Origin of the sequence: Collinsella sp. WCA1-178-WT-3 (M1) (assembly GCF_009696325.1) — a bacterium.
In the GTDB taxonomy this organism is placed as follows: Bacteria; Actinomycetota; Coriobacteriia; order Coriobacteriales; family Coriobacteriaceae; genus Collinsella.
Genome location: NZ_VUME01000012.1, coordinates 1 through 20,998 on the forward strand (window position 1 = coordinate 1; position 20,998 = coordinate 20,998).

Annotated in this window: 20 protein-coding genes; 9 read left to right on the forward strand and 11 right to left on the reverse strand. The window is 58.5% G+C overall.

Annotated elements, in window-relative coordinates; all coding sequences use genetic code 11:
• The 4 genes from FYJ40_RS09040 to FYJ40_RS07370 all read right to left on the reverse strand — a co-directional run.
• On the reverse strand, window positions 1-596 hold a 596-nt coding region (locus FYJ40_RS09040), incomplete at its 3' end, for an IS3 family transposase (protein WP_370450658.1).
• Window positions 593-880 (reverse strand): transposase, encoded by a 288-nt coding sequence (locus FYJ40_RS09045; protein WP_229770720.1) that lies wholly within the window; start codon window positions 878-880, stop codon window positions 593-595. The genes FYJ40_RS09045 and FYJ40_RS09040, both read right to left, overlap by 4 nt.
• Window positions 881-1,131: 251 nt before the next feature.
• A complete protein-coding gene (locus FYJ40_RS07365) occupies window positions 1,132-1,428 on the reverse strand; it encodes a hypothetical protein (protein ID WP_154517889.1) in 297 nt (98 codons plus the stop codon).
• Window positions 1,429-1,482: 54 nt separating this feature from the next.
• A complete protein-coding gene (locus tag FYJ40_RS07370) occupies window positions 1,483-2,460 on the reverse strand; it encodes a nuclease-related domain-containing protein (RefSeq protein WP_154517892.1) in 978 nt (325 codons plus the stop codon).
• Between the two features lie 127 nt (window positions 2,461-2,587).
• On the opposite strand from FYJ40_RS07370, the gene FYJ40_RS07375 reads away from it, so the two are divergent.
• Both FYJ40_RS07375 and FYJ40_RS07380 read left to right on the forward strand, forming a co-directional pair.
• Complete coding sequence (locus FYJ40_RS07375) at window positions 2,588-3,457, forward strand: hypothetical protein (protein ID WP_154517895.1); 870 nt, start codon at window positions 2,588-2,590, stop codon at window positions 3,455-3,457.
• 511 nt (window positions 3,458-3,968) lie between these two features.
• A complete protein-coding gene (locus FYJ40_RS07380) occupies window positions 3,969-4,187 on the forward strand; it encodes a helix-turn-helix domain-containing protein (RefSeq protein WP_154517898.1) in 219 nt (72 codons plus the stop codon).
• A gap of 120 nt (window positions 4,188-4,307) precedes the next feature.
• Here the strand turns inward: FYJ40_RS07380 and FYJ40_RS09245 are convergent, their stop codons facing one another.
• Entirely contained in the window at window positions 4,308-4,478 is a 171-nt protein-coding gene (locus tag FYJ40_RS09245; protein WP_154517901.1) for an IS3 family transposase, read from the reverse strand.
• 251 nt (window positions 4,479-4,729) lie between these two features.
• Between FYJ40_RS09245 and FYJ40_RS07390 the strand changes: the two genes are divergently transcribed.
• Together FYJ40_RS07390 and FYJ40_RS07395 are read left to right on the forward strand one after the other, a co-directional pair.
• Window positions 4,730-5,809, forward strand: coding sequence for an HNH endonuclease domain-containing protein (locus FYJ40_RS07390; RefSeq protein WP_154517904.1), 1,080 nt, complete (start codon window positions 4,730-4,732; stop codon window positions 5,807-5,809).
• An 11-nt stretch (window positions 5,810-5,820) separates the two neighbouring features.
• A complete protein-coding gene (locus FYJ40_RS07395; RefSeq protein WP_154517906.1) occupies window positions 5,821-6,417 on the forward strand; it encodes a class I SAM-dependent methyltransferase in 597 nt (198 codons plus the stop codon).
• Between the two features lie 343 nt (window positions 6,418-6,760).
• On the opposite strand, the gene FYJ40_RS09050 is transcribed toward FYJ40_RS07395, so the two are convergent.
• Complete coding sequence (locus tag FYJ40_RS09050) at window positions 6,761-7,018, reverse strand: N-terminal phage integrase SAM-like domain-containing protein (protein ID WP_229770721.1); 258 nt, start codon at window positions 7,016-7,018, stop codon at window positions 6,761-6,763.
• Window positions 7,019-7,195: 177 nt separating this feature from the next.
• Here FYJ40_RS09050 and FYJ40_RS07405 point away from each other — a divergent pair, with 177 nt between their 5' ends.
• The 3 genes from FYJ40_RS07405 (at window position 7,196) to FYJ40_RS07415 (ending at window position 10,630) form a co-directional block, all read left to right on the forward strand.
• On the forward strand, window positions 7,196-7,987 hold the full coding sequence (locus FYJ40_RS07405; protein WP_154517909.1) for a hypothetical protein: 792 nt from the start codon (window positions 7,196-7,198) through the stop codon (window positions 7,985-7,987).
• Between the two features lie 239 nt (window positions 7,988-8,226).
• The gene (locus tag FYJ40_RS07410) at window positions 8,227-8,640 is read left to right on the forward strand and encodes a helix-turn-helix domain-containing protein (protein WP_154517912.1); all 414 of its coding nucleotides are present in this window, start codon (window positions 8,227-8,229) and stop codon (window positions 8,638-8,640) included.
• 1,570 nt (window positions 8,641-10,210) lie between these two features.
• Window positions 10,211-10,630 (forward strand): YjdF family protein, encoded by a 420-nt coding sequence (locus tag FYJ40_RS07415; protein ID WP_154517915.1) that lies wholly within the window; start codon window positions 10,211-10,213, stop codon window positions 10,628-10,630.
• Between the two features lie 456 nt (window positions 10,631-11,086).
• Here the strand turns inward: FYJ40_RS07415 and FYJ40_RS07420 are convergent, their stop codons facing one another.
• The 4 genes from FYJ40_RS07420 to FYJ40_RS09250 all read right to left on the reverse strand — a co-directional run bounded on the left by FYJ40_RS07420 (window position 11,087) and on the right by FYJ40_RS09250 (window position 16,648).
• A complete protein-coding gene (locus FYJ40_RS07420) occupies window positions 11,087-12,292 on the reverse strand; it encodes an agmatine deiminase family protein (RefSeq protein ID WP_154517918.1) in 1,206 nt (401 codons plus the stop codon).
• Between the two features lie 306 nt (window positions 12,293-12,598).
• Window positions 12,599-14,029, reverse strand: a complete 1,431-nt coding sequence (locus tag FYJ40_RS07425; protein ID WP_154517921.1) for an APC family permease — start codon at window positions 14,027-14,029, stop codon at window positions 12,599-12,601.
• A 266-nt stretch (window positions 14,030-14,295) separates the two neighbouring features.
• The gene (ptcA, locus tag FYJ40_RS07430) at window positions 14,296-15,366 is read right to left on the reverse strand and encodes a putrescine carbamoyltransferase (protein WP_154517924.1); all 1,071 of its coding nucleotides are present in this window, start codon (window positions 15,364-15,366) and stop codon (window positions 14,296-14,298) included.
• A gap of 370 nt (window positions 15,367-15,736) precedes the next feature.
• Window positions 15,737-16,648 carry a response regulator transcription factor gene (locus FYJ40_RS09250; protein ID WP_370450660.1) on the reverse strand — a complete coding sequence of 304 codons (912 nt, stop codon included), beginning with the start codon at window positions 16,646-16,648 and terminating at the stop codon, window positions 15,737-15,739.
• A 241-nt stretch (window positions 16,649-16,889) separates the two neighbouring features.
• Here FYJ40_RS09250 and FYJ40_RS07440 point away from each other — a divergent pair, with 241 nt between their 5' ends.
• Together FYJ40_RS07440 and FYJ40_RS09255 are read left to right on the forward strand one after the other, a co-directional pair.
• Window positions 16,890-18,695: an amidohydrolase gene (locus FYJ40_RS07440; protein ID WP_154517926.1), complete on the forward strand. Its 1,806-nt coding sequence runs from the start codon at window positions 16,890-16,892 to the stop codon at window positions 18,693-18,695.
• A gap of 106 nt (window positions 18,696-18,801) precedes the next feature.
• On the forward strand, window positions 18,802-19,092 hold the full coding sequence (locus FYJ40_RS09255) for a helix-turn-helix transcriptional regulator (protein ID WP_154517929.1): 291 nt from the start codon (window positions 18,802-18,804) through the stop codon (window positions 19,090-19,092).
• Window positions 19,093-19,884: 792 nt separating this feature from the next.
• On the opposite strand, the gene FYJ40_RS07450 is transcribed toward FYJ40_RS09255, so the two are convergent.
• The gene (locus tag FYJ40_RS07450; RefSeq protein WP_229770722.1) at window positions 19,885-20,958 is read right to left on the reverse strand and encodes an SDR family NAD(P)-dependent oxidoreductase; all 1,074 of its coding nucleotides are present in this window, start codon (window positions 20,956-20,958) and stop codon (window positions 19,885-19,887) included.
• Window positions 20,959-20,998 lie beyond the last annotated feature (40 nt).

The window sequence follows — 20,998 nt, forward strand, 5'->3', positions numbered from 1 at the left end:
CGAGGGACGGGCCCGTCAAGCCGTGACCGGAATCGGTGAAAATACGTTAGCGCAACCGGTGAAACCGCCTTTGCGCGAACGGTGCGCCTGTTTAGCGAAACTGGTGAAAAATAGATTGACGCTAACAAGTGGCCGACGATCTCCCTGTTGCAGGGGTCGACGAGCAGGCAGACGTAGTTCCACGAGGCCCCGACGCGCACGTAGGTCAGGTCGCTGCATATATGGGTGCGCGGCGCCCTGCCGCCGAAGCCGCGCGCGACGACGTTGGGCGCGTCGGCCTCGTTGACCGCCCCGGGGTGCACCTTGAACCTCTTCCTGCCGTATGCGCTGGCCAGGCCGTTCTCCCTCATGATGCGACAGACCCGGCGCCGGCTGACGGTGACGCCCGACCTCCCGAACGAAGCCTTTATCTTGCGCGAGCCGTACCGGCCCTTGCTGGCGGCGTGGGCCGCGACCACGGCCGGCGCGGCGGGGTCCGGCGCGGCGGGCCGGTCGGCCCGCGAGCGCATGGAGTAGTACGTCGACCTCGCGACGCTGAGGAGCCTGCACTGCGCTGATATGGGGTAGCGGCCCTCGTTGGCCGCTATGGCCCTCACTTTCGAGCGTATATCAGCGCCGCTTGTTTTAAGACGTCGACCTCCATCCGGAGCCTGCGGTTCTCGCGCTCGAGCTCCAGGATCCGGTTCTGCTCGGGCGTGCGGTTGTCCGCGGCGCGCGGCGAGCCGGTCGCGTTTATCGACTTGATCCACCTCTCCACGGTGCTCTTGCCGAGGTCGTACTCGTCCATGATCTCGCGCTTGGGCTTGCCGGCGTTGTAGAGGTCGACTATCTGCCTCTTGAAATCGTCGGTGAAATGCCTCGGGTGCCTGGGGTCCCTCATATACGGCCCTCCCGTCTCTTGCGCCCCTCCCGGAACTGTCCACATCAGTGTAGCCAATCCACTTCTGCGCGAGCGACTCAAGCTGCCAAAGCAGGTCGTACAGCCCCACCGCGGGCAGAAGCCCGGCCCCGCACCCCTTCTCAAGCATCGATCGCTCGAAGTGGTTGTATGCGAGGATCGCCTCGCCGTAAGTCAGCGTGGTCCCGATCGAAGGTATCTCATTCACCTACATCGATTCTCCTGTCTGCCGATTAGAGGCTGCTCGCCTCGCCGAGCGCTGCCATATTCGCCGCGAAGCGCACCCCTCCAGAGGTGAGCTCGACGGGGTGTCTGGATTTGACCAGGTCGCAAAGGGCGTATATTCCATATCCCGCCACCCCGGCAATGGAAACGACGAGGCATCCGAGAAGGCCAGCCTGAGGCCCGGTGATGCCGCTCGTCGCATCGACAAGGGATTTGAACACACCCTGGCAATTAATGGCCTTCTCGTTCATGGCATCAATCGTCACGTCGCTTATTGCAATGGATCCCATCGTGTTTTCGGTCATCCTTACTCCTTTTTGTAGTCAATCTGTGCTTTCCGCATCCAACAGCCAGGCTCCTTATCCTTTCTTTGCATGCAGGAATAGCCCACCCGCGCCTATTGCCAAACCAGAGATGACAGCCGCCGCGGCGGGTACCCAGCTGGGCAATTGCGAATGTCGAGCATGGTTATCGAGTGTTGTTGGAGAATCAACTTCGTTGTGGCCAGCCGCTATTGATTTAGCAGCGTCCTTCGCAGTCTTGGCCTCGACCAGATCGAGGAAATCCTCGAGCTCGCTTTTTACACGGTTTTCGTCAAGCGGCATTGGAAACTCTGCCGCCGTCTTTCGTGCGAGGAGGACGGACTTGATGCGAACCATATCCTCCCAAGACAGCTTATCGTCGCATCGGTTTGCGTCTTCGATGCTGTAGACAATCTGGCCACGACGCATCACGGGGACTCGATGGAAGAAATCGGAAACACTTGCCTCGTTATTCACGAAAAGAAGCATGCCATGCACGTCCTCTTCGCTCATGCAGCTGTCAGAAGAGAATTGAATCGCATCCCAAAGGGCATGCATCTTCTCACGCATTCGCTCACCGACGTTGTAGGAGCGAAGGCCGCAGCGCAGGATTCCCCCATCGTCTATCACGACGTCGTTTCGGTAGTTCTTTACCTCGATCACGTATACGCCCGAACGGGCGATTAAAACTTGATCGTATTCCTCGAACGAGCCTCCATTCGGAAGCGCGATGTTGGAAAGCAGCAGGTTATCGCCGCGAAGACATTTGAGACTCTTTGCGGCGAGAAGCTCGCCGCGCTTCCCGTTGATCAGCCCGCCTATGGTCGAACTGAGCTTCTCTAGATTCCGAATGAGGGCGGTGTAGGTGTCCTCTCCCTCCAACCCAAGGTCGTGGGCCTTGCTTCGCAGGTGGTCGATAAGGTCGTAGGTACGCAAGCTCTCGCTGTACGAGGTTTCGAAAACTCGCTCCAGAAGCACCCCTTCAAGACTCTTGAGCCGATCAAGAATCTCCTCGTTGGTATAGGTCTTGCTCATCTAGCACTCCTTGTCTACTTGCTCTCTGCCTGTTAGTATGCCTCGTAGAAAAGCAGAATGGTAGAATCGATTAACAGTAATATTTGTAGATTGAATCATATAATAGTCACTTAGGAGGATATTTTAGATGAGTGGTCCAAAGGCAGAAGTTCTGCAGTCAAATAAAGTCGTGGAACCAAGACTCGAAGCGTGGCGAAACAATCTCCTTGGACTCATGAAGGAGCAGGGCCTAACGCAGAATGATCTCAAGGATCTGATAAACGATCGATTCTATGGCGAAAGCGAGAAGCCTCGGTTTACGCAGAAGAACGTCAGCACGTGGGTCAACGCTGGCCTTCCGGACAGGAAGGGCCATGTGCGGCCTTTTCCAAAATTCGAAATCATGCTTCAAATCGCCGCGGTGCTCGAGGTCGATCTCGGCTATCTCATAGGCGATATCGAATGCAAAACCTACAAGGCCCAGGATGCCCATGAGTACACGGGAATAGAGGAATCCGCCCTCGAGCAAGTTCGAAAAATCACACATTTCGAACGCAGGTACCACCTCGAAGAAAGCCGGGACTCGAACAGCGCAATGATAAGCGAAATCCTAAAATCGCCCATCCTCCCAGAGCTTCTCGACGAAATGGCGTGCTTGGTTCGACTTAATGACAAGAGAGACGATATAACGGAGGCCGTCGTTGCAGAATACGGGGAGGAACTCGTCAACAGGGCCTTTAGGTTTCGCGACGACTTTGTCGCACCCGGGCCCGACGCACCTGAGGAAGAGCTTCATGAGGTAGAAGCGATCAACGAGGCCGTTTTTGAGTCGGCCGGGGTATCGCCTGTGGAGCGGCCGCGATTCATGGAGGCGGTGAAGGCGATTAACAAGGCCATCGACGACTGCTACGACGAGGAAAACCGCCTGGTTCGAAACGAGAGCGCAAGTCGCTATATGGTTCAGAAAAGGTTCGGAGAAATCGTCGAGTTGATTGCGCCCTCGCGTTTTACAAAATAGAGCACAAGGCCCTTTAACTTGAATTATTGCTTTTAGAGCCCCGCCACTCGTACATCCCAGCTTACCCAGACAGCCCTCCCACAATGTCCGTATCCCAACGGATGGTTACCATTTACCCGTGTGCACCTGGGACAACGGGCTGAAAAACCTGCGCAAGGTCGCTCGCAGAACATGCAACAGCAAATACGACATAAGAGGCGAAAGACAGATGCCGGACCCCGGATGACAACACCGCGGAAGACGAGCATTCCGACCACAACCGAACAACTCCAGCTACTAAGCAGGCGTCCGCATGGGCGCCTTTAACTTTTCAGAGACTTAGCTGAGGGCTAAGAAGCGCGGCTCATGGCCGTTTCATGGAGACCCGACCTGCTCGACCCACCTCGACCCATCTCCGCTCCTGTCGAGCGCGCCAACCGCAATCAGACGGTTCAATCGTCGCGCAGACGAAAAGGCACACGGTGTCGTGCGGTGTCCTCGCACGGTGCCACACGGGAAGATTGGAGGAACCATGGCACGCACAGCCGAATGCGCCGCGCCCGAGGGAAGCCAAGATCGGGACGAATGGATGACGGTGATCGAGATGCAGGAGTACATGAGAGCGGGCCGAAACAAGGCGTACGACCTCATCTGGTCGGGAGAGATCGACTCGTACAGGCTCGGAAGAAAGCTCCTGGTGTCGAGGGCGTCAGTGAACGCCTACATCGATTCAAGGAGCGGCAGGAATTGACGGCGGCGACCGCCCCGAGAGCCGCCCGCGGCCGGGCACGCGAGGGAGCCTCGAGACGAAAGGAGCTCGAGGACGACCATGACCATGAATCTGAATCTACCCCGATTCCATTGACGCCTTCTACGCCGCCTTCGGGTGGCTTTCGTCGTCCTGCCGATTGGGCTTTTCGAACTCTGCGGGGCCCAGATCTCCCAGTGTCGTATGTACCCTGGCCCGGTTGTATATGACCTCGATGTACTCGAACAGGCCCAGCGCCGCCTCGTCGCGCGTGGAATAGACCCGTACGTGCATGCCCTCCGACTTACCAGGCCCATGAGCGACTCCATGGCGGCGTTATCCCACGGCGAGGATATCGAGCCCATCGAGGGTCGGATGCCGTGCACGCGCATGGTCTTGGAGAGCAGCGGCGACACGCACTGCGAGCCGAACCCCGCCGAGTCGGGGCCGCCTGTCCCGAGAAGAGATGCACTTCGAGACGCAATCCCATGCAATTGGATGCACTGAGCGATAATTAGCGCACAGTGTAGAAAGGGGCAGACAGAATGAGCGCGATAGACGAGTACCTCCTGACGGGATCTCCCGAGGAGTCCAATTGGCGAAGCGTCATCCTGTTCGGGCGTAACGCGGCGTCCTACAAGTTCGCCCTCGCGCAGGCGCTCATCGACCTGGCGAAGCAGGACAGGGATTCTGTCACGCTTGACCAGCTGGCAGACCCCTACACCCGCCACCTCTGCGAGCATTTGGCCCATTCGCCGAAGCAGAGCACCAGCCGGTCGAGCAAGTTTATCGCCGCATGCTCAGGCTTCAACAACGGCGAGGTCACGCATGACGCGCTCATCTCCACGGCCGTGCAGCTCGGCTTCAACAACGTCCTCGACGCGTTCCACGTCGTCAACCAGGGCGACGTGCCCGTGAAGTTCTTCGAGAAGGACTTCTCCAGGGGGAGCAAGCGCCTCATACTCACCGACGAGGTGTTCAAGCTCGCCAACTCCGACGAGGCCGGCAACATCGTCCAGGAGACGGAGTCGCGCTGGAACCTCGTCGAAACGGCCTGGGAGCAGGGCATCTCGTCGAGCCTGCTGCGGATTTCGTATGACGAGCTCGGCCAGGCGTTCGTGGCCGAGTCCGGCACTCGGCGAAAGGACGTGACCTCTGCACGTGGATCGCTCAACGGCTACCAGAAGGGCCATTGCTTCTATTGCTACGTGCCCATCGACGCCGCCGACGGGACCGCACGCACGGAGGGAGGCCTCATTCTGCCCGAATCCGCCAAGCCGGGCCTCTGCGACGTCGACCATTTCTTCCCGCACGCCCTGTCTTCCCAGGTGCCCAGTGTCAACTGGGACGGCGTGTGGAACCTGGTGCTGGCGTGCCCCGACTGCAACCGAGGCGAGGGCGGCAAGTTCGCGCGCATCCCGGCGCCCGAATATCTACTCCGGCTCAACCGTCGCAACGAGTACCTCATCGGCAGTCACCACCCCCTGCGCGAGACGCTCATCGCACAGACCGGGGAAACGCCGCAGCTGCGCTGGGAATACCTGAAGAAGGCTGATAGAATCGCAACGGACCTTTTACCAGGCGAACGTTGGAAGACGGAGGAGCGCGAAGCGCCCGCGTTCTAGGAAGGAAGAACATGACCGCCACGGAGGAGACCATCGGCTACTACGATGGCAACGCAAAGAAGTTCATATCGGACACGGCGAACGTCGAGTTCGGAGCGCTGCAGAAGGCGTTTGCGGACAGGCTGCCCGAGGGCGGCCGTATCCTGGACTTGGGCTGTGGCAGCGGGCGCGACTCCCTGGCATTCCTCAAGGCAGGCTTCGCGGTCGACGCGGTAGACGGCAGCGCCGAGATGGTCAAGGCCGCAAGCAAGCTCACAGGCCATAAGGTGGAACATGCTACATTCGCCGATTTCGAGCCCAAGGGCGGATACGACGGGATCTGGGCATGCAGCAGCCTGCTTCACGTGCCGGCCGCAGAACTGCCCGCAATCGTCACCAAATACGCCGCCGCGCTCAAGCCGGGCGGCTGCTTCTACCTCAGCTTCAAAATCGGCGACCACGACGGCATGCGCAACGGCCGCTGGTTCACCGACATGACCGAGCAGTCCTTCCGCCGCCTCATCGACGACGTCGAGGACCTAACCGTCAAGCGCATCGACGTCACGTCCGACGTCCGCCCCGGCCGCGCTGATGAGAAGTGGCTAAACGCATGGTGTATGAGGATATAGATAGGCCGCACCAAAAGAAAAGCAGGATGCAAGGCGTCAAGCGTATCGCAGAGGCCGCGTGCATCCTGGAGGCGCAGAACGCGAAGGAACGGGCGGTCGGGCGCGATTGCAGTAGCTAGGCGTCGTGAACGCGCGAAGGCCGCCGCGCTTTCCGCGCGCATGTCGGCCACACTTCACCGGCCTCCTTGCTGCCCATCTTGTCCACCTTGTGGACGGGGTTCTTCTCCAGGTTCTAGTAGCGCTCGGCGTGGTTGAAGATGGCGTTGAGCTGGCTGTTGATGATCCTCAGGTACGTAGGCTTGAAGACGTCGCCGTCGGGCCTCGTGGACCCCGTGAGGGAGTTCTACCACCTGACGATGTCGACGGGCCGTATGTCGCACATGCGCATGTCGCCGAAGAACGGGATGAGTTTGCTCTGGATGATGTTCTCCTTGGCGTGCCAGGTGTGCTCGCGGATCACCACGCGCCCGAGGGCCTCCTGATCCTTGTTCACCTGCCGAATCACCTCGTAGACGCCGCCTCTCTTGATCTTCAGGCGCTCCATCACCTCGTCGGCGGTGAACATGCTCGGCCTCGGCGTCCGCGCAACCGGCCGTTCCATCTTGGACCTCCTGTCTATTCGTACGAATATGCACGCTGATAATCCCGAGAATAATCGTACGTATCCGTACTTCAATAGCATCGCGTACAAACTCGTACACTGATAGAATGACGCCAATTAAATACGCATGAGGGCAAGTGCACATACGCAGCAGGAAACCAAAGAACGGAGGGGCCGGTGCGTGGATTCGATAATGACGTGTTCAGCTTCAGCATAGGCGGGTTTTTTCAGGGGCACTCCTCCTTTGAGATCAGCAAAGACGGAGAGGCTTACTCTTTCCGCCACAGCCAGTCGCATCTTTTGGAGCAGGGAGAGAACCAGGGGATATTGGACAAGACGCAAGTCGATGCGCTCATGGCATTCCTCCGCGATCTTGGCACCGACGATTGGTTCACCTACTACGATTCACCGGTGCTCGACGGCGAACAATGGAGCCTCTTCGATGGGCACGGCTCGCACGGGGGCTCTAATGCATATCCCAAAGGTTTCGAAAAGCTATTGAAGTATTTGGCAGACGAATTCGGCTGCGAGGAGATGAGACCGGAGACCGGCGAAACCTACGATGGCCCGACCGAGACGGAAGGCCTCGCGATGCTGGCTTTTTACAATCTGCCGAGTGCCGAAGGGGTCGGCCAAGGGCTCGAAGACGGTAAGGCCGACGGCGATCACAAGAAGTGGCTGCAAGCCATAAGGGATGCAAAGCGCGATTTTCTGCACGACGTATACGCCTTCGCGGAAGCATATCCCGAATACAAGTGCTATGGCGATATTCTGGCGCAGCATGGGTTGGAACTCGATATCGAGGAGATCGTGAATCAGGACGTTTCCAAAGCAGATGAGAAGCTGGTCGTGGCCTCGATGATTGCAATCGCGAGATCCGATCGCTGGTGCGAGTGCGACGATTTCGGAAGATGCGTCGAGAACGGCACTTTCGCGCTTTGGACAAAAAGACTTCGCGAGCTTTTGTAAAGCCTCACAGAAGGCTTGGATTTGTCCCCAATCCCCTACGGTAGATAATGCGGGCCATGGCGTCCGTAGGTAACAAGCAGCCACTGTAGGCAGCTGCACGATCCTGGTTTAACCGCTCATTCATAAAGTTTGGCACAATCGTGTGCACAGATCCCTCCATGCACATTCGTGCCGTCAATGGAATCGCGTACATTTGCGTACGCTGATAAAATGACGCCAATGAATCTACAGGAGGGCACATGGCGACAGGCGACAACATTCGGCGGTACCGCAAGGCGAAGGGGCTGACGCAGGCCCAGCTCGCCGATGCCGTGGGGCTCACCGAGGGCGCGATCAGGCACTACGAGAGCGGCATCCGCGCGGTGAAGCCCGAATTGCTGGAGGAGATCGCGAAGGAGCTCGAGGTCTCCGTAGGCGCGCTCAAGGACTACGGAGTCGAGACGTCACGCGACCTCATGGCCCTGTTGCTGCAGCTGGAGGAGAGCTACGGCCTCGTGCCCAGCGAGGACGGCATGGGCCTGGCGGTCGACCCCAAGGCGCCGCATGCCCCAAAGCTCTCGCAGTCGCTCAAGCCCTGGGCGAAAAAGCGCAAAGAGCTCGAGCACGGCGAAGTCGACGAGACCGCTTACGCCGACTGGAAGGCCTCTTTCTGACATTTCCTCAGGTAAATTAATGCTTTTTTGCGAACAGCCTCCTGTTTTTCGGAGGCTGTTCCATTATTCCTATATGAAATCGGCGCCCAGGAAGAACCGTTAGAGGAATAATTGCATGCTCGAATGCGGCAAGGTACGCGGCGTCATTCGGCGGCATTCGGGGTTGCCGAAACTGCGGAAACCGATTTACGCATTTCTTTATTCCCGTTTGTTGACCTAGGCGAACGCAATCATGAAGGGTCTGAACCCAGCCCGTAGTTTCAACTTAGTTTCACCCGCCCGAAATCGACCCTCGATGGACCCGAATTATAAATTATTCCCGCAGGGCCCTATTATTCCCGTACCGCCGAGTACTCCGCCGCACCGCCCAGTAGGGACAGACGGGAATAATCGGGACGTTTTCCAAGGTAGACATGCAAAAAGAAAGCCTCCGAACCAGAGGGTTCGAAGGCCGTTATTCCCGTTATTTCGCCGGGGGCTTTGCTCTATAGCGATGCCGAAACAGCATCAGGCGGTACTTGGCGGCACCAAAACGCGAGTTCAGAAGCCAGTTCCCGCTACTCCCACTCGATGGCTTCAGTTTTACTGTCCCGACATTCCAGTTGTCCTCAGTTTTCGATGCCGTCTCAAACCGAGTGCCGCCAAGTAACACTATGTCGTGTTTCATCGGCTTCGGGGACAAAAGCCGAGGCAATCTCAAAAACTCATTCCAAACTTGGGGCTTTGAGTTTTCGTTTTTGTCCCAAAGGGCACGGCGGACAGCCTTTAGAGGTTCGATATCGACGAAAACGCCCGCTTTGAAACTCAAGTGCCTTTTCGTGTGCGAGCCGCCAGCTGCAATAGGAAGCGAATCAACGCAGGCGCCTTTCAAGCAGTTTGCAAAACTGCAGGTCGCAGGCCTTCATTGCTAGTAGGGGGAATGAGTAGTCTCAGGTGGCTTGCCCATGAGTTAGCGAGCAGGTTGGGGCTTCGTTGTTGGCGCAATCACTTCGTGCGCACTCGAAAGGTCCGTATAACAAAAGACTAATCGGATGCGACTGGCCGCCCATACGGCGACGAGGTTTCCCGTGCGAGCGCAAACGGCCCTGCGTGCCCTATCGAGCGATATCCCCGTATGACGCTCAGAACTCCTGCTCGCCGAGCAGTCACCTCGCGAGATCCAGCACGAGAACGCCCCCCCGGGTATAAGGCCCGCGCCTCGTGCGGGGGATGAGGACCTTCGTGAATGCATCCCTGATGGGCAGAAGCGACCCGAGCCCCTTCTCGAGCGTCGACTCAGAGCTAATGTCGTCTTTTGCTTAAACTCTCCTTCGCGGTTTCGAAACTCAAGGTCTTTTAAAGTTTCGAAACCGAGAAGACGATATGCGCAAGGGCGCGTCGGGTGGTAAGCCCCAACCATGTCATGTCGCCAGCGATGAAGGGCGCGTCTGCGCGTGCTACAATCCAACTACCAGAGATAAAAACACAGTCCCCGTCGGGTAGTCGTGGGCGTGCGGGGGTCCGCATCAGTAACCTGCCTCCTTGGTTGTCCCTTCTCTGCATGGTCATCTACATAAAGGAGGAACCAACCATGCAGATCAGTGTATCGTCCACCCTGACCGTATATCACGACGGCCAATTCTGGGTCGGGCTGGCGGAGCATGTCGAGGACGGCAGATACGGCGTCGCCCGCATCGTCTTCGGCGCGGAGCCGTCCGATGAGGAGATCCTGCGATTCGTTGTCGGCAAATGGGAGAAGCTCTCGTTCTTCGGCGACAAGGCCACTGAGACAAGCAAGCCCGCGAAGAACCCCAAGCGGCGCGCTCGCGAGGCAGCGAAAGCCCTTAAACGGCCTGCGGTGAGTACCAAGGCACAACAGGCGCTCGCGGCACAGCGGAAAGCGATGAAGCGGGAGTCGGCTCAAGCAAGAAGTCAGTGTCGCGCGGATGAGGCGGAGGCGCGCTTCGAGCAGCGGAAGCTGAAGCGCAAGCAAAAGCATCGTGGGCATTGACCGGTGCCGACATGGGTCCAGGTGTGAACAGGGCTACGTCCCCTATTCACACTGTTCACACATACAGCAGCGGGCACGGATTCGATTGAAACCGTGCCCGCTGTCTGATGCTAAATTAATTTATCAAACATGTGTTCTATTCCAGCGCAGTAATTAAATACGCTGGTACATAGATACTCCGATCAAGACGGCCGCGCTCGCGACCGGGAACTTTCGGCAATTGGATACGCGTCTGACCTGGGATATCCAAGCGAACAATTGGCCTAACCCGCAACAGGTCCCAGGCCAGGCGGGTATTCAATCGAAGGGGAAGGGCGCTCCGGTGTGGAGGCAGCGGAGCGCCCGGGGAAAGCCCGGCCGACCGGCCAGGCGGCCCCGTTCGCCTGGCCGGCCGGGCTTCCGGGGTGCGGCGGACCCCCGTGAAAGAGGGGCGCCGCGCCCCGGGAAGCCAGGCTATTAGGCGGACGGCTCCTGCTGCGTGATGCAGTGGATGTTGCCGCCGCCGTAGACGACCTGGTCGGACTTGACGCCCACGCACTTGTAGACGCCCTCGCCCCAGACCTCGTCGTATATCTCCTGGAGCGTGTCGACGGCCAGCTGGTCGTTCTCGTCGCCGTACTGCGGGACGATGACGCCGTGGTTGGTCACGAGGTAGTTCATGTAGGAGGCGATCAGCGGCTCGTCGGGGACGCGCGGCTCGGCGTTCTCGTCGGCGTCGATGGTGTCGCAGGAGGCCTGGTCCATGTACAGCGGCTTCACGGGCATGCAGAGCTTGTAGACCTTCAGCTTGCGGCCCTTGGCGTCAACCGCGTTGGAGAGGGTCTCGTAGGCGGCGTGGCACTGCTCGTAGAACGGGTACTCGGGGTCGTCGGTCCAGATGCAGACCATGACGCCCGGGGCGATGAAGGTGGCGACGTCGTCGATGTGGCCGTTGGTCTCCTCGGGGTCGATGCCCTCCTTGACCCAGATGACCTTCTCGACACCGAGGTAGTCCTTGAGGTGCTCGTTCATGTACTCGCGAAGCTCCTCGCTCCAGGGCTCGAACTTCTTGCGGTACTTGGGCCAGAGGGACTCGGGGTCCTCCTCCTCCTCGAGCACCGCGGAGCAGGTGCGGCCGGGGGACAGGAGGCACTGGTCGGTGACGACGAGGGTGCCCTCGCCGTCGACGGTGATGGAGCCGCCCTCGAGGATCATGTCGTCGGGACGGTAGCGGCGGCAGCCGGAGAGCTCGGCCATCTTGAGGGCGATCTGCTCGTCCTTGTCCCACGGGAAGTAGAGGCCGTCGATGAGGCCGCCGTAGCCGTTGAAGTGCCAGTGGTTGGCGCGCTTATCGCCCTTGCCGTTGATGACGTAGGTGGCGCCGGTGTCGCGGAACCAGGCGTCGTCGGTGGTCATCTCGACGACGGTGACGTTCTCGTCGTTCTCGAAGACGGCCTTGCAGTTGGCGTAGTCGACCTGGTTGGCGCACATATAGACCGGGGTGAACTCGGAGATGGCGCGGGCGATGGCGGCATACTGCTTCTGGGCGGGCTTGGCGCCGTGGGCCCAGGTGTCGGTGCGGTGGGGCCAGCCTATCCACACGCGGTCCTGGGGGGCGAACTCGGCGGGCATGAAGAAGCCGTCGGCCCTCGGGGTGGACTCGGACTCGGTGATCGTACGCATAAGATTTCCTCCAAACCGAACGATCGTCTGCCGCGGGCGGGCTGCCCGCGGCCTAGGACCAAGAGATGGCGGGCGCCCGTCCCCCGGCAGAGGTCGGGGCGCCCGGCGCCGGTTTTCACGGGGTCGCACCGGCGGGCGACGACGTAGCCAGGTGCGCGGAGACGGGACGCACGAGGGATACGGGAGAGGGGTCGGGGCGGTCGGCGGCTGCCGGAGCTATCGCCTGCACCCGCCCCGGGGAATGGTTGGCGGACCCGTCGCCCGGGCACGCCCCCGGGGAGGCCGGGGTGCCCGGGGCCGGGAGCCCTAGTTCTCCTCGGCCTCCTCGGCGAGGCGCTGGGCGGCCAGCTCGGGGGTGAGGCCCTTGTACTCGGTCTCGCGGCCCTTGGCGCTGACGACGCGGACGACCTCGCCGATGAGCATGAGCACGATGAAGATGATGATCATCGGGACCTTCTCGCCGACCTCGGCGGCGGAGAACGGTGCCAGCGTCGCGACGATGGCCAGGATCAGCTCGATGCAGGGGATGGCCAGCATGACCTTCATCATCGCGCCCTTGAACGGGAACGTGAAGATGCGCTCGCGGTTGGGGTCGTTCTTGCGGAGGTTGAGGAACGCCGGGAACATCGGGATGTAGGTGAGCAGCAGGAAGACGACGGAGGTGCCGAAGAGCATCCAGAAGACGCCGTTGGAGATGGCGTCGACGGGAACGAGCTGCAGGCAGAGGACCAGGGAGGCGACGACGGCGTTGACCAGGTTGGCGCCGTTGGGCATGTCGTCCTCGGAGATCATCGAGGCGAAGACCTTGGGCATGTTGCCGTGCTCGGCGGCGTAGCGGGCGACGGAGTTGACGCCGAAGGACCAGGCGGCCATGTTGGCGAACAGGGTGATCAGGAAGGCGATGCAGATGACCTTGAAGAGCACGGAATCGCCCACCATGGTCTGGACTGCGACGATCATGCCGTAGTCGGGGTCGATGGAGTCGGCCGGGATGGCGGCGCCGATGCCGAAGCCAGCGAACAGGTAGATGGCGCCAATGGTCAGGCCGCCCAGGATGATGGACTTCGGAATGTCGTGGGTCGGGTTCTCCATGTCCTTGGCGAAGGTGCAGATGACCTCGAAGCCCGTGAAGTTGAAGATGATGATGGACAGGTAGCCCAGGGCGTTGGTGTTGGTGAGCTCGGGCAGGAAGGTGGCGGCGGACATGTCGCTCGCGAAACCGTTCTCCATGGCATACCAGATGCCCAGGGCGCCGACGATGACGGCGACGGCGACCTTGATCAGGGCGCCACCGTTGAGGACCCACTCGGAGTCGGCCGCCTTGGAGCGGCCCATGAGGTAGACGATCCACACGAAGGCGAGCTCGATGCCCATCTTGGCGATCAGGTTGAACTCGACGCCAAAGACCATGCCCAGGATGTCGGGGAACATGGTCGCCAGCGAGGCGATCCACAGCGGGTAGTTGACCCAGTAGTAGTACGAAATGCGGGCGCCCCACTTGTCGCCCAGGCCATCGCGTACCCAGTCGTAAATGCCGCCCTCGCCGTCATAGGTGGTGCCGAGCTCGGCGACGACCATGCCGTAAGGGAGCAGGAAGGTCAGGATCAGGAAGATCCACCAGAAGAACTGCTGGTTGCCAATGGCAGCAGCAGGAGCGGCGGCCTCGCAAACGAAGACGACGCAGATGATGGTCGAAATGACCGTCAGGAAGGAAAGCTTTTTCTTTCCGTCACTCATATTTAATCCTTTGCTCAGTCGTTTTCAGACAGGGCGCCAGTGCTTACGCGCAGTGGCGCAGATGATGGGCGGCAAGAGACAAGCATCTGCTGCCGCCCATCAGAAAGCATCGTACAGGCCATACCACACGTCGGTGTAGATGAAGTCGGCGCCCTTGATGCACTCGGTTGTCGTCGGAGACTTTGCAGTTCTCCTCGCCGATGGCCATGAGGTCGCCCATCTCCTGCGAAGGCGGGCGAGCCGTAGCTCGCCCGACCTGGTACGTCTTACAGACCGTGCTTACCGAGAGCGGCCATGCGCTCATTGATGGTGGCGCGGTATGCCGCAGCCTTCTGCTCATCGGGCTCGCTCTGGGGGCACAGAGTGGCCAGGATGGCGCGAATGGAGTGCTTGCGGTTCTCGGCCTCGACCCAGCACAGGGAGCGCTCGGGATCGTCCATGACCTCGTCGACGACTTCCTCGCCACGGTTGGCGGGCAGGCAGTGCATGAACATGCTGTTCGGACCGGCAACGTTCATCATATCCCAGGTCACCTGGTACTTCGGATAGAACACATCCATGTAGCTGGAGCTGGAGACTTCACTGTCGTAGAGGCCGTACCACACATCGGTGTACACGAAGTCGGCGCCCTCGATGCAGGAAATGTCGTCGGAAATGGTGATGGTGCCGCCGGAGACCTTGCAGTTCTCCTCGCCGATAGCCATGAGATGCTTGCCGAACTCGGCGCGCTCCTCATCGGTGCCAATATGCAGGCAGCCGTCGGGAATCTGATGCCCCTTCGGTCCGAACTGCACGAAGTCCATGCCCATCTTCGTGCAGATGAACATGAGCGACGCGCAGGTCTGGGTGGCATCGCCGATCCAGGCAAACTTGCAGTCCTCGATCTTCTTGCCCTCGGGGAGGTTCTCGATCATGGTCATGAGGTCGCCGAGCTCCTGGGTGGGATGGTTGTACTCGCTCATACCGTTGATGACGGGGGCCGCGGAGTACTTCGCCAAGCTCACTACATCCTTATGACGATCGACGCGGGCCATGAGGATGTCGACGAGGCTTCCCATAACGCGGCCGGAGTCCTCGATGGACTCATGGCCACCCAGCTGGATGGAGCCGGGGCCGAAGAACTCGGCGTGACCGCCGAGGTCGGTCATGGCCGTCTCGAAGGAGATGCGGGTACGGGTGGACACCTGCTGGAAAATCATGCCGAGGGTCTTGTCCTTCAGCAGGTGCGGGTACTCGCCGCCCTCCTTGATGAGCCCCTTCATGGCGATGGCCAGATCTACCATGCCGAGCAGCTCTTCTTTTGTGAAGTCGTTGGTGTCGATGTAATCTTTGACCATTGAAATCTCCTTCAAAATTCGTTGGCCGGACCGCCCCTTGCGGACCGCGCTCCCATGAAGCGCCCCGAAATGAGCGAGACGCTCCCTTGCGCCACACAGCATGGGGCGCACCCGTAGTTTTGAGAAGAAATAACCAGGATTATTTTTAGATTACATTAGCTCACCGCACACCTTACCCTGGCTAATCCTAACTAATCCTAACTAATCCTAACGCCTAGACGGATTGAAATTGAACTGGTTTCTTCGCCCTGCGCGCCGCTGTCAACACCTTGCGTCTCCGTTCTAAGGAACCGACGCGCCCGACACCCAAGAATACGTAGACGGCTGATCCCGTAGGGGCGGCCGCATAGCCGCACCGACTCCCAGCCTCTCAGAGCCCGGCCCTCTTGCGGCCGCTCAGTTCCTTTCTAAGTTTTTGCGCAAGCTCGTCTCGGCCACTCACACCAAGCTTGGCGTAAATATTCGATATGTGGGTTTTCACCGTGTTGACGGAAATGCATTCTTGCTCAGCAATCTCCTTGTTCGATGCGCCCTTTTCAAGGAGCGACAACAGTACTTCCTCGCGCTTGGTCAGCCCGTATTCGCGAGCGATCCAGGGCACAAGGGATTCCGCCAACCGCACATTACGTATCCGCCGATGATGTGCAAGAAAGACATATGCAGCCACGGTGAAGCAAAGCGCCATAATCTCAACGGGGACCCTACGAGGAGAGGCAGAGCGCGCGCCGCCCTCCTGTCCAAAGGCCAAATACGTTGCCGCTTCCGCCAAGGCATATATGAGCACAAGTAAGAGCGAGAGAACCCATCGCCATTGGCTCATGTGTCGAAACTCTGCCGCCAAGCAGCAGATGCCGTACCCTATTACCCAGATTGCCAACAACCTGGTAAAGAAAAACTCGCGCCATAGTGCAACCGATTCGACTGACGAAGCGCCACTTGCCAAAGCCACCATCATGCAAACTGCCCAAAATAATCCCTCTACGGGAGAGAAGCTGCGCGAGAGCAAGCTGCCGAGCACGAGCCGATACAAGAGGATTACCAACATGTTGAATGCAACGCGGAGCATAGGATAGGCGTTTCGTGCGCCCTCGAATTGCATCGCGAATTCCGGAACGAACTCATACATGAATACAGAACATATATCTATCGTATACACAAGGAAGGTGAGCGCGACGAAGAGATACCCCCGCCTGCGCTCGACATAGTGCAGACTCCCATAGGCAGCACTGACCAACGCATAGGCGATGCAACATGCCACATTGTAGAGAAAAGCGAGGGACACGACTCCTCCTTCATCAAGCGGCAACATTATAGAAGATTTAGCACCCAAGGCTAAAACTACCCCAACGTCCGATTTGTCTCCCTGCATTTTCGCGGTTCAGAGACAGGGGGATAGAAAATCATCCTCCGATTAATCTCAAATCCCTCTCTGTTTTTCTTAACAAAGAACCCCCTGACTCTTAAGGTTGAATTACTACAGCGCAAAAAAGAGACAGCGCTGCAACCAAATTAAGGAGGGTCTTATGAGCACATCCCATCAGAAGCAACCTCTCAGCCGCCGTCGTTTCGTCATTGGATCGAGCGCCCTAGCGGCTGCCGCGTTCTCGGGCGGACTCTGGGGATGCGCATCCGGGGAGCAGCCTGGATCAAATGCCACGCCCGGTTCCGCCGATCAAAACATTGCCGATATCGTGCTCCGCAACGGCCATGTGCAGACCATGGTGTCAGAAAGCGATGTTGCATCAGCCGTCGCTATCGCGGGCAACAAGATCGTGTACGTGGGTGATGATTCAGGCACCGACGCTTTCGTAGGAGACGATACTCAAGTCATCGACCTCGATGGCAAGTTCGTCTCCCCCGGCTTCATTGACGGCCACATCCACGCCCCCGCCAACTGGTTCAACGCCCTCTTCCAGATCGACCTGACGGGGCTTACCACCAACGAGGAATACCTCGAGACAATCCGCGACTTCGTGGAGGCCCATCCCGACGAGGAGGGCTACATCGGAGCGCCTTTCATGCTCAATGCCTACCAGCTTCCCGACGGCTCGAATCCCGGGCCCTCGAAAGAAGATCTAGATGCCATCTGCCCCGATAAGCCCATTCTCATCCACGACGTCTCCTACCACGCCGCTTGGGTCAATTCCAAGGCCCTCGAAATGGCTGGCGTGACTGCCGACACCCCCGACCCAGAAGGCGGCCTGTTCTATCGCAACGAGAAGGGGGAGCCTTCGGGGTGCGTCTCCGATGCCGCCAAGGGAATTGTATTCGCCATCATGCCCAACACCATGACCAACGATAAGCTGAAAAAGGCCATGCGCAAATTCATGAAGGAAGCAAACTCCTATGGCATAACCGGCATTACAAATATCACCCAAGGCGGTCTTGATATCATCGACATGTATCACAAGTTGGAGGACGAGGGCAATTTGACCCTGCGCATGCGCGTCGTCCCCACCATGAAAGAAGGCCGCACCTATGACGAGGTGCTTTCCGCCATCAAGTCCTACAACGACTCCGCCACAGACATGATTTCTTCGAATACCGTGAAGATTTTCTACGATGGAGTGACCGAAAGAGGCACCGCCGTCTTCCTGGAACCCTACCAGGAATCAACGGGACTCGGTGATCATTGGTGCGGCGAACCCATCTGGTCTCAGGAAGACTTTACCCGTCTTGTACACGACTTTGATGCAGAAGGCGTTCAGGTGCACGTGCACGCCATGGGCGACGGCGCCGTTCACGGCACCCTTGATGCCTTCGAGGAGGCTCGGGCGACCAATGGGAAGCGCGACGCGCGGCACACGATCACCCACGTATGCGCCATTACCGATGAGGATATCCAGCGCATGGCCGATTTGGATGTGGTGGCGAATCTCCAATTCCTGATGATGTACCACGATGATCTCATGGACCTGGAGCGCGCCTATATCGGCGACGAGCGCGCCATGGCGCTGTACCCAACAAAGCACTTGGCCGAGGCAGGCATCTGCATCAGCGGCTCCTCAGACGCCCCCGTCATTCCATTTGCCCCGCTCGATGCGATCGAGGTTGGCGTTACCCGCAACTCGCCCTATCCCGAGGAAGAGGACACCGACATGACCCGCTGGCCCGAACAGGGGCTCACAGCCTACCAGCTGCTCGAGGCCTACACCAAGAACGACGCCTACCAGAACTTCATGGACGATATTATCGGCACCGTTGAAGTAGGCAAGTTCGCCGATCTCGTCGTGCTGGATACCAACATTCTCGAAGCCGATGCCAAGGCCATCTCCGACACGCGCGTGATCTACACCATCTCCGACGGCCGCATCGTCTACAAGGGATAGAACCACGCCAGAAGGTACCAGCATTACAGAACGGCTCACAAACCCTCGAACACAAGCCCCCGCGGCTCTGCGGTCATTAGTCCCGCAGAGCCGCGGGGGCCAATCTATGCGACTTCGCAGTCCTTACCGGCACTGCGGCAATACACAAACACGCTGTATCCCGAAAGGGCTTCTCGCTCTCCAATTTGCTTTAGCGCACTTTACTACCGGCGAGAAAATCAGGTACTACCGTAAGCTTCGCGGGCTCTATCAGGGAGAGCTGGGCGAGAAAATCGGCGTCTCCAAGGGCGCGATCCGTCACTATGAGACGGATTTCAGGACTCCCAAGCAGCCTCAGGTGGAAGCCATCGCCGAAGCTCTCGACATCTCTCCGCTTGCCTGTTGGACTTCAGGGTAGAGAACGCCCGAGACCTCCTGGGCCTCCTTCTGCAGCTGGAGGACGAGTTCGGCATCGTGCCTGTCGAGAATGGATCGGGCCTTTCAATCGATGTATCTGCCGAGAAGGCGCCCGCCGCTGCCCGGCCTCCCTCAGGGTCTCAACGTGCATAAGGTCGACGGCCAGCCCCCTCAGCTCGATCCCCGCCCTCAGCCTCGGCTTGCTAGTCATGTGCCTGTTCACCTGGGAGAAAGCATGCCAAAGGCAGCGCTGGACCATGGTTTGCGGCCAGGTCTCGCGCACGGCCCCGGAGAACCCGCCGTCGGGGGCGAGCGTGGGCCAGACCTCCCGGAACTCGGCCGTCCTGCTCCTGAAGGCCCGACCGCCGCAGTAGGGACAATAGACGGTCTTCATGGGCACCTCTTCCGAAAAGGTATTTAACGGTTCCGGAAAAGGTTATATACCTGCGGGAACGATAGGCAACCGGACATACATTCTGTCCGAGCGGTTAAAAGCGGGCACGGAATTCAAACGGCTAAAAAAGGGGCATCGACCTGCGCCGATGCCCCCCAACAGGACACACGTTTTGTCCTATAAGCCTTAGCCAACAGATTGCCTGCACAAAAAAACATGGCCACCCGCAAAGGGTGGCCATGTAGATTCTATCTGCAAGAAATCTTTTGCGTGCGTGGTGTGCTTTCGCGCATTCAGTCCTGCGCGCCTTCGCGCTTTCACACTCTAGCACGTTCACGCGTCCACGCTTTCCGCATTCTCGCGTTCGCGCTTTCGTACTGGTCTATTCGCCTGTACGAATTACCACGTGCGGGAATTCATCTGGCGGAACTGAGCAACGGTTGGAGCGTGCGAATTCATGCCGCCGTCAACGTTGATGATCTGTCCCGTGGTGTAGGTACTTTCATCAGAGCCAAAATATACGGCTGCATGAGCAATGTCTTCTGGGCAACCGTAGCGGTTAACCATGATGCTACCCAAGAAGATATCTTTGAGCATCTGAGGAACCTTCGCCTCGTTTTCTGGCGTAACAATCAAGCCTGGACGGATGCAATTGCAGCGGATGTTGTCTTTGCCGTATTGCAAGGCAACGTATTGCGTGAAGATGTCTACGCCCGCCTTGGCGCATGCATAAGCGGTAGAACCTAAGTCGCCTGCACATGATGCCATAGAGCCAATGTTGACGATTGCGCCGCCACCAATTTCTTTCATGTAGGGGATAGCGCACTTCGTTGCATAGAAGGTGCCGCGCAGGTCGCTTTCCAAAATAGCGTCCCACATTTCAAGGGTGAGCTCGTCAACACGACCGTCCTTGAGGGCAACGTTTGCTGCATTGTTTACCAAAATATCGAGCTTGCCGTATTGCTCTACAGTGTCTGCAATAAGCGCTTCGATGCTTGCTGGTTCGGTAATGTCGAAATAGTGGAAGCTTGCCTTGCCGCCTGCTTCAACAATTTGATCAACTACAACTTGGCCTTTTTCGGCACGACGACCACTAATAACAACCGTTGCGCCCTCGGCTGCGTATACCTTTGCAATACCGATGCCAATACCGCTGGTGGAGCCCGTTACGATAGCAACTTTGCCTTCGAGTCTACCCATTGTGTTCCCTTTCTCGTTCAAATAATCGATAAGGTATTTGTATTCCTTTTTCGCGTTTTTGTGAATATTTGCATAGAAAAAGCGGATGGCAGGCGTGGGGATTTCGGCAGGAAGGGAAGGGGCCGGCCGCGTTGCGTGCACTGCCGTATTCTTTTCTGCAGGAAAATATGTTGAGCTGCTCGTTTTTCTGTTTGAATAGTAGACAGATTTAGCATGGTCAGAGGCTGCTAGCAAGCAATTTACCCCCTCAACAAAACGCTTGCTCTCTGACATGCCATGCTCGGCGCACAAAGTTGGGGCCTTCCCAGACGGG

Coding starts and splice junctions, on each gene's coding strand:
- ptcA (WP_154517924.1), bottom strand. CDS start 15,366: ATGGTCAAAGATTACATCGACACCAACGACTTCACAAAAGAAGAGCTG.
- FYJ40_RS07410 (WP_154517912.1), top strand. CDS start 8,227: ATGGCGACAGGCGACAACATTCGGCGGTACCGCAAGGCGAAGGGGCTG.
- FYJ40_RS07450 (WP_229770722.1), bottom strand. CDS start 20,958: ATGTCAGAGAGCAAGCGTTTTGTTGAGGGGGTAAATTGCTTGCTAGCA.
- FYJ40_RS07370 (WP_154517892.1), bottom strand. CDS start 2,460: ATGAGCAAGACCTATACCAACGAGGAGATTCTTGATCGGCTCAAGAGT.
- FYJ40_RS07375 (WP_154517895.1), top strand. CDS start 2,588: ATGAGTGGTCCAAAGGCAGAAGTTCTGCAGTCAAATAAAGTCGTGGAA.
- FYJ40_RS07395 (WP_154517906.1), top strand. CDS start 5,821: ATGACCGCCACGGAGGAGACCATCGGCTACTACGATGGCAACGCAAAG.
- FYJ40_RS09245 (WP_154517901.1), bottom strand. CDS start 4,478: ATGCACGTACGGGTCTATTCCACGCGCGACGAGGCGGCGCTGGGCCTG.
- FYJ40_RS07390 (WP_154517904.1), top strand. CDS start 4,730: ATGAGCGCGATAGACGAGTACCTCCTGACGGGATCTCCCGAGGAGTCC.
- FYJ40_RS07415 (WP_154517915.1), top strand. CDS start 10,211: ATGCAGATCAGTGTATCGTCCACCCTGACCGTATATCACGACGGCCAA.
- FYJ40_RS07420 (WP_154517918.1), bottom strand. CDS start 12,292: ATGCGTACGATCACCGAGTCCGAGTCCACCCCGAGGGCCGACGGCTTC.
- FYJ40_RS07365 (WP_154517889.1), bottom strand. CDS start 1,428: ATGACCGAAAACACGATGGGATCCATTGCAATAAGCGACGTGACGATT.
- FYJ40_RS09050 (WP_229770721.1), bottom strand. CDS start 7,018: ATGGAACGGCCGGTTGCGCGGACGCCGAGGCCGAGCATGTTCACCGCC.
- FYJ40_RS09255 (WP_154517929.1), top strand. CDS start 18,802: ATGCGACTTCGCAGTCCTTACCGGCACTGCGGCAATACACAAACACGC.
- FYJ40_RS07380 (WP_154517898.1), top strand. CDS start 3,969: ATGGCACGCACAGCCGAATGCGCCGCGCCCGAGGGAAGCCAAGATCGG.
- FYJ40_RS07425 (WP_154517921.1), bottom strand. CDS start 14,029: ATGAGTGACGGAAAGAAAAAGCTTTCCTTCCTGACGGTCATTTCGACC.
- FYJ40_RS09045 (WP_229770720.1), bottom strand. CDS start 880: ATGAGGGACCCCAGGCACCCGAGGCATTTCACCGACGATTTCAAGAGG.
- FYJ40_RS07440 (WP_154517926.1), top strand. CDS start 16,890: ATGAGCACATCCCATCAGAAGCAACCTCTCAGCCGCCGTCGTTTCGTC.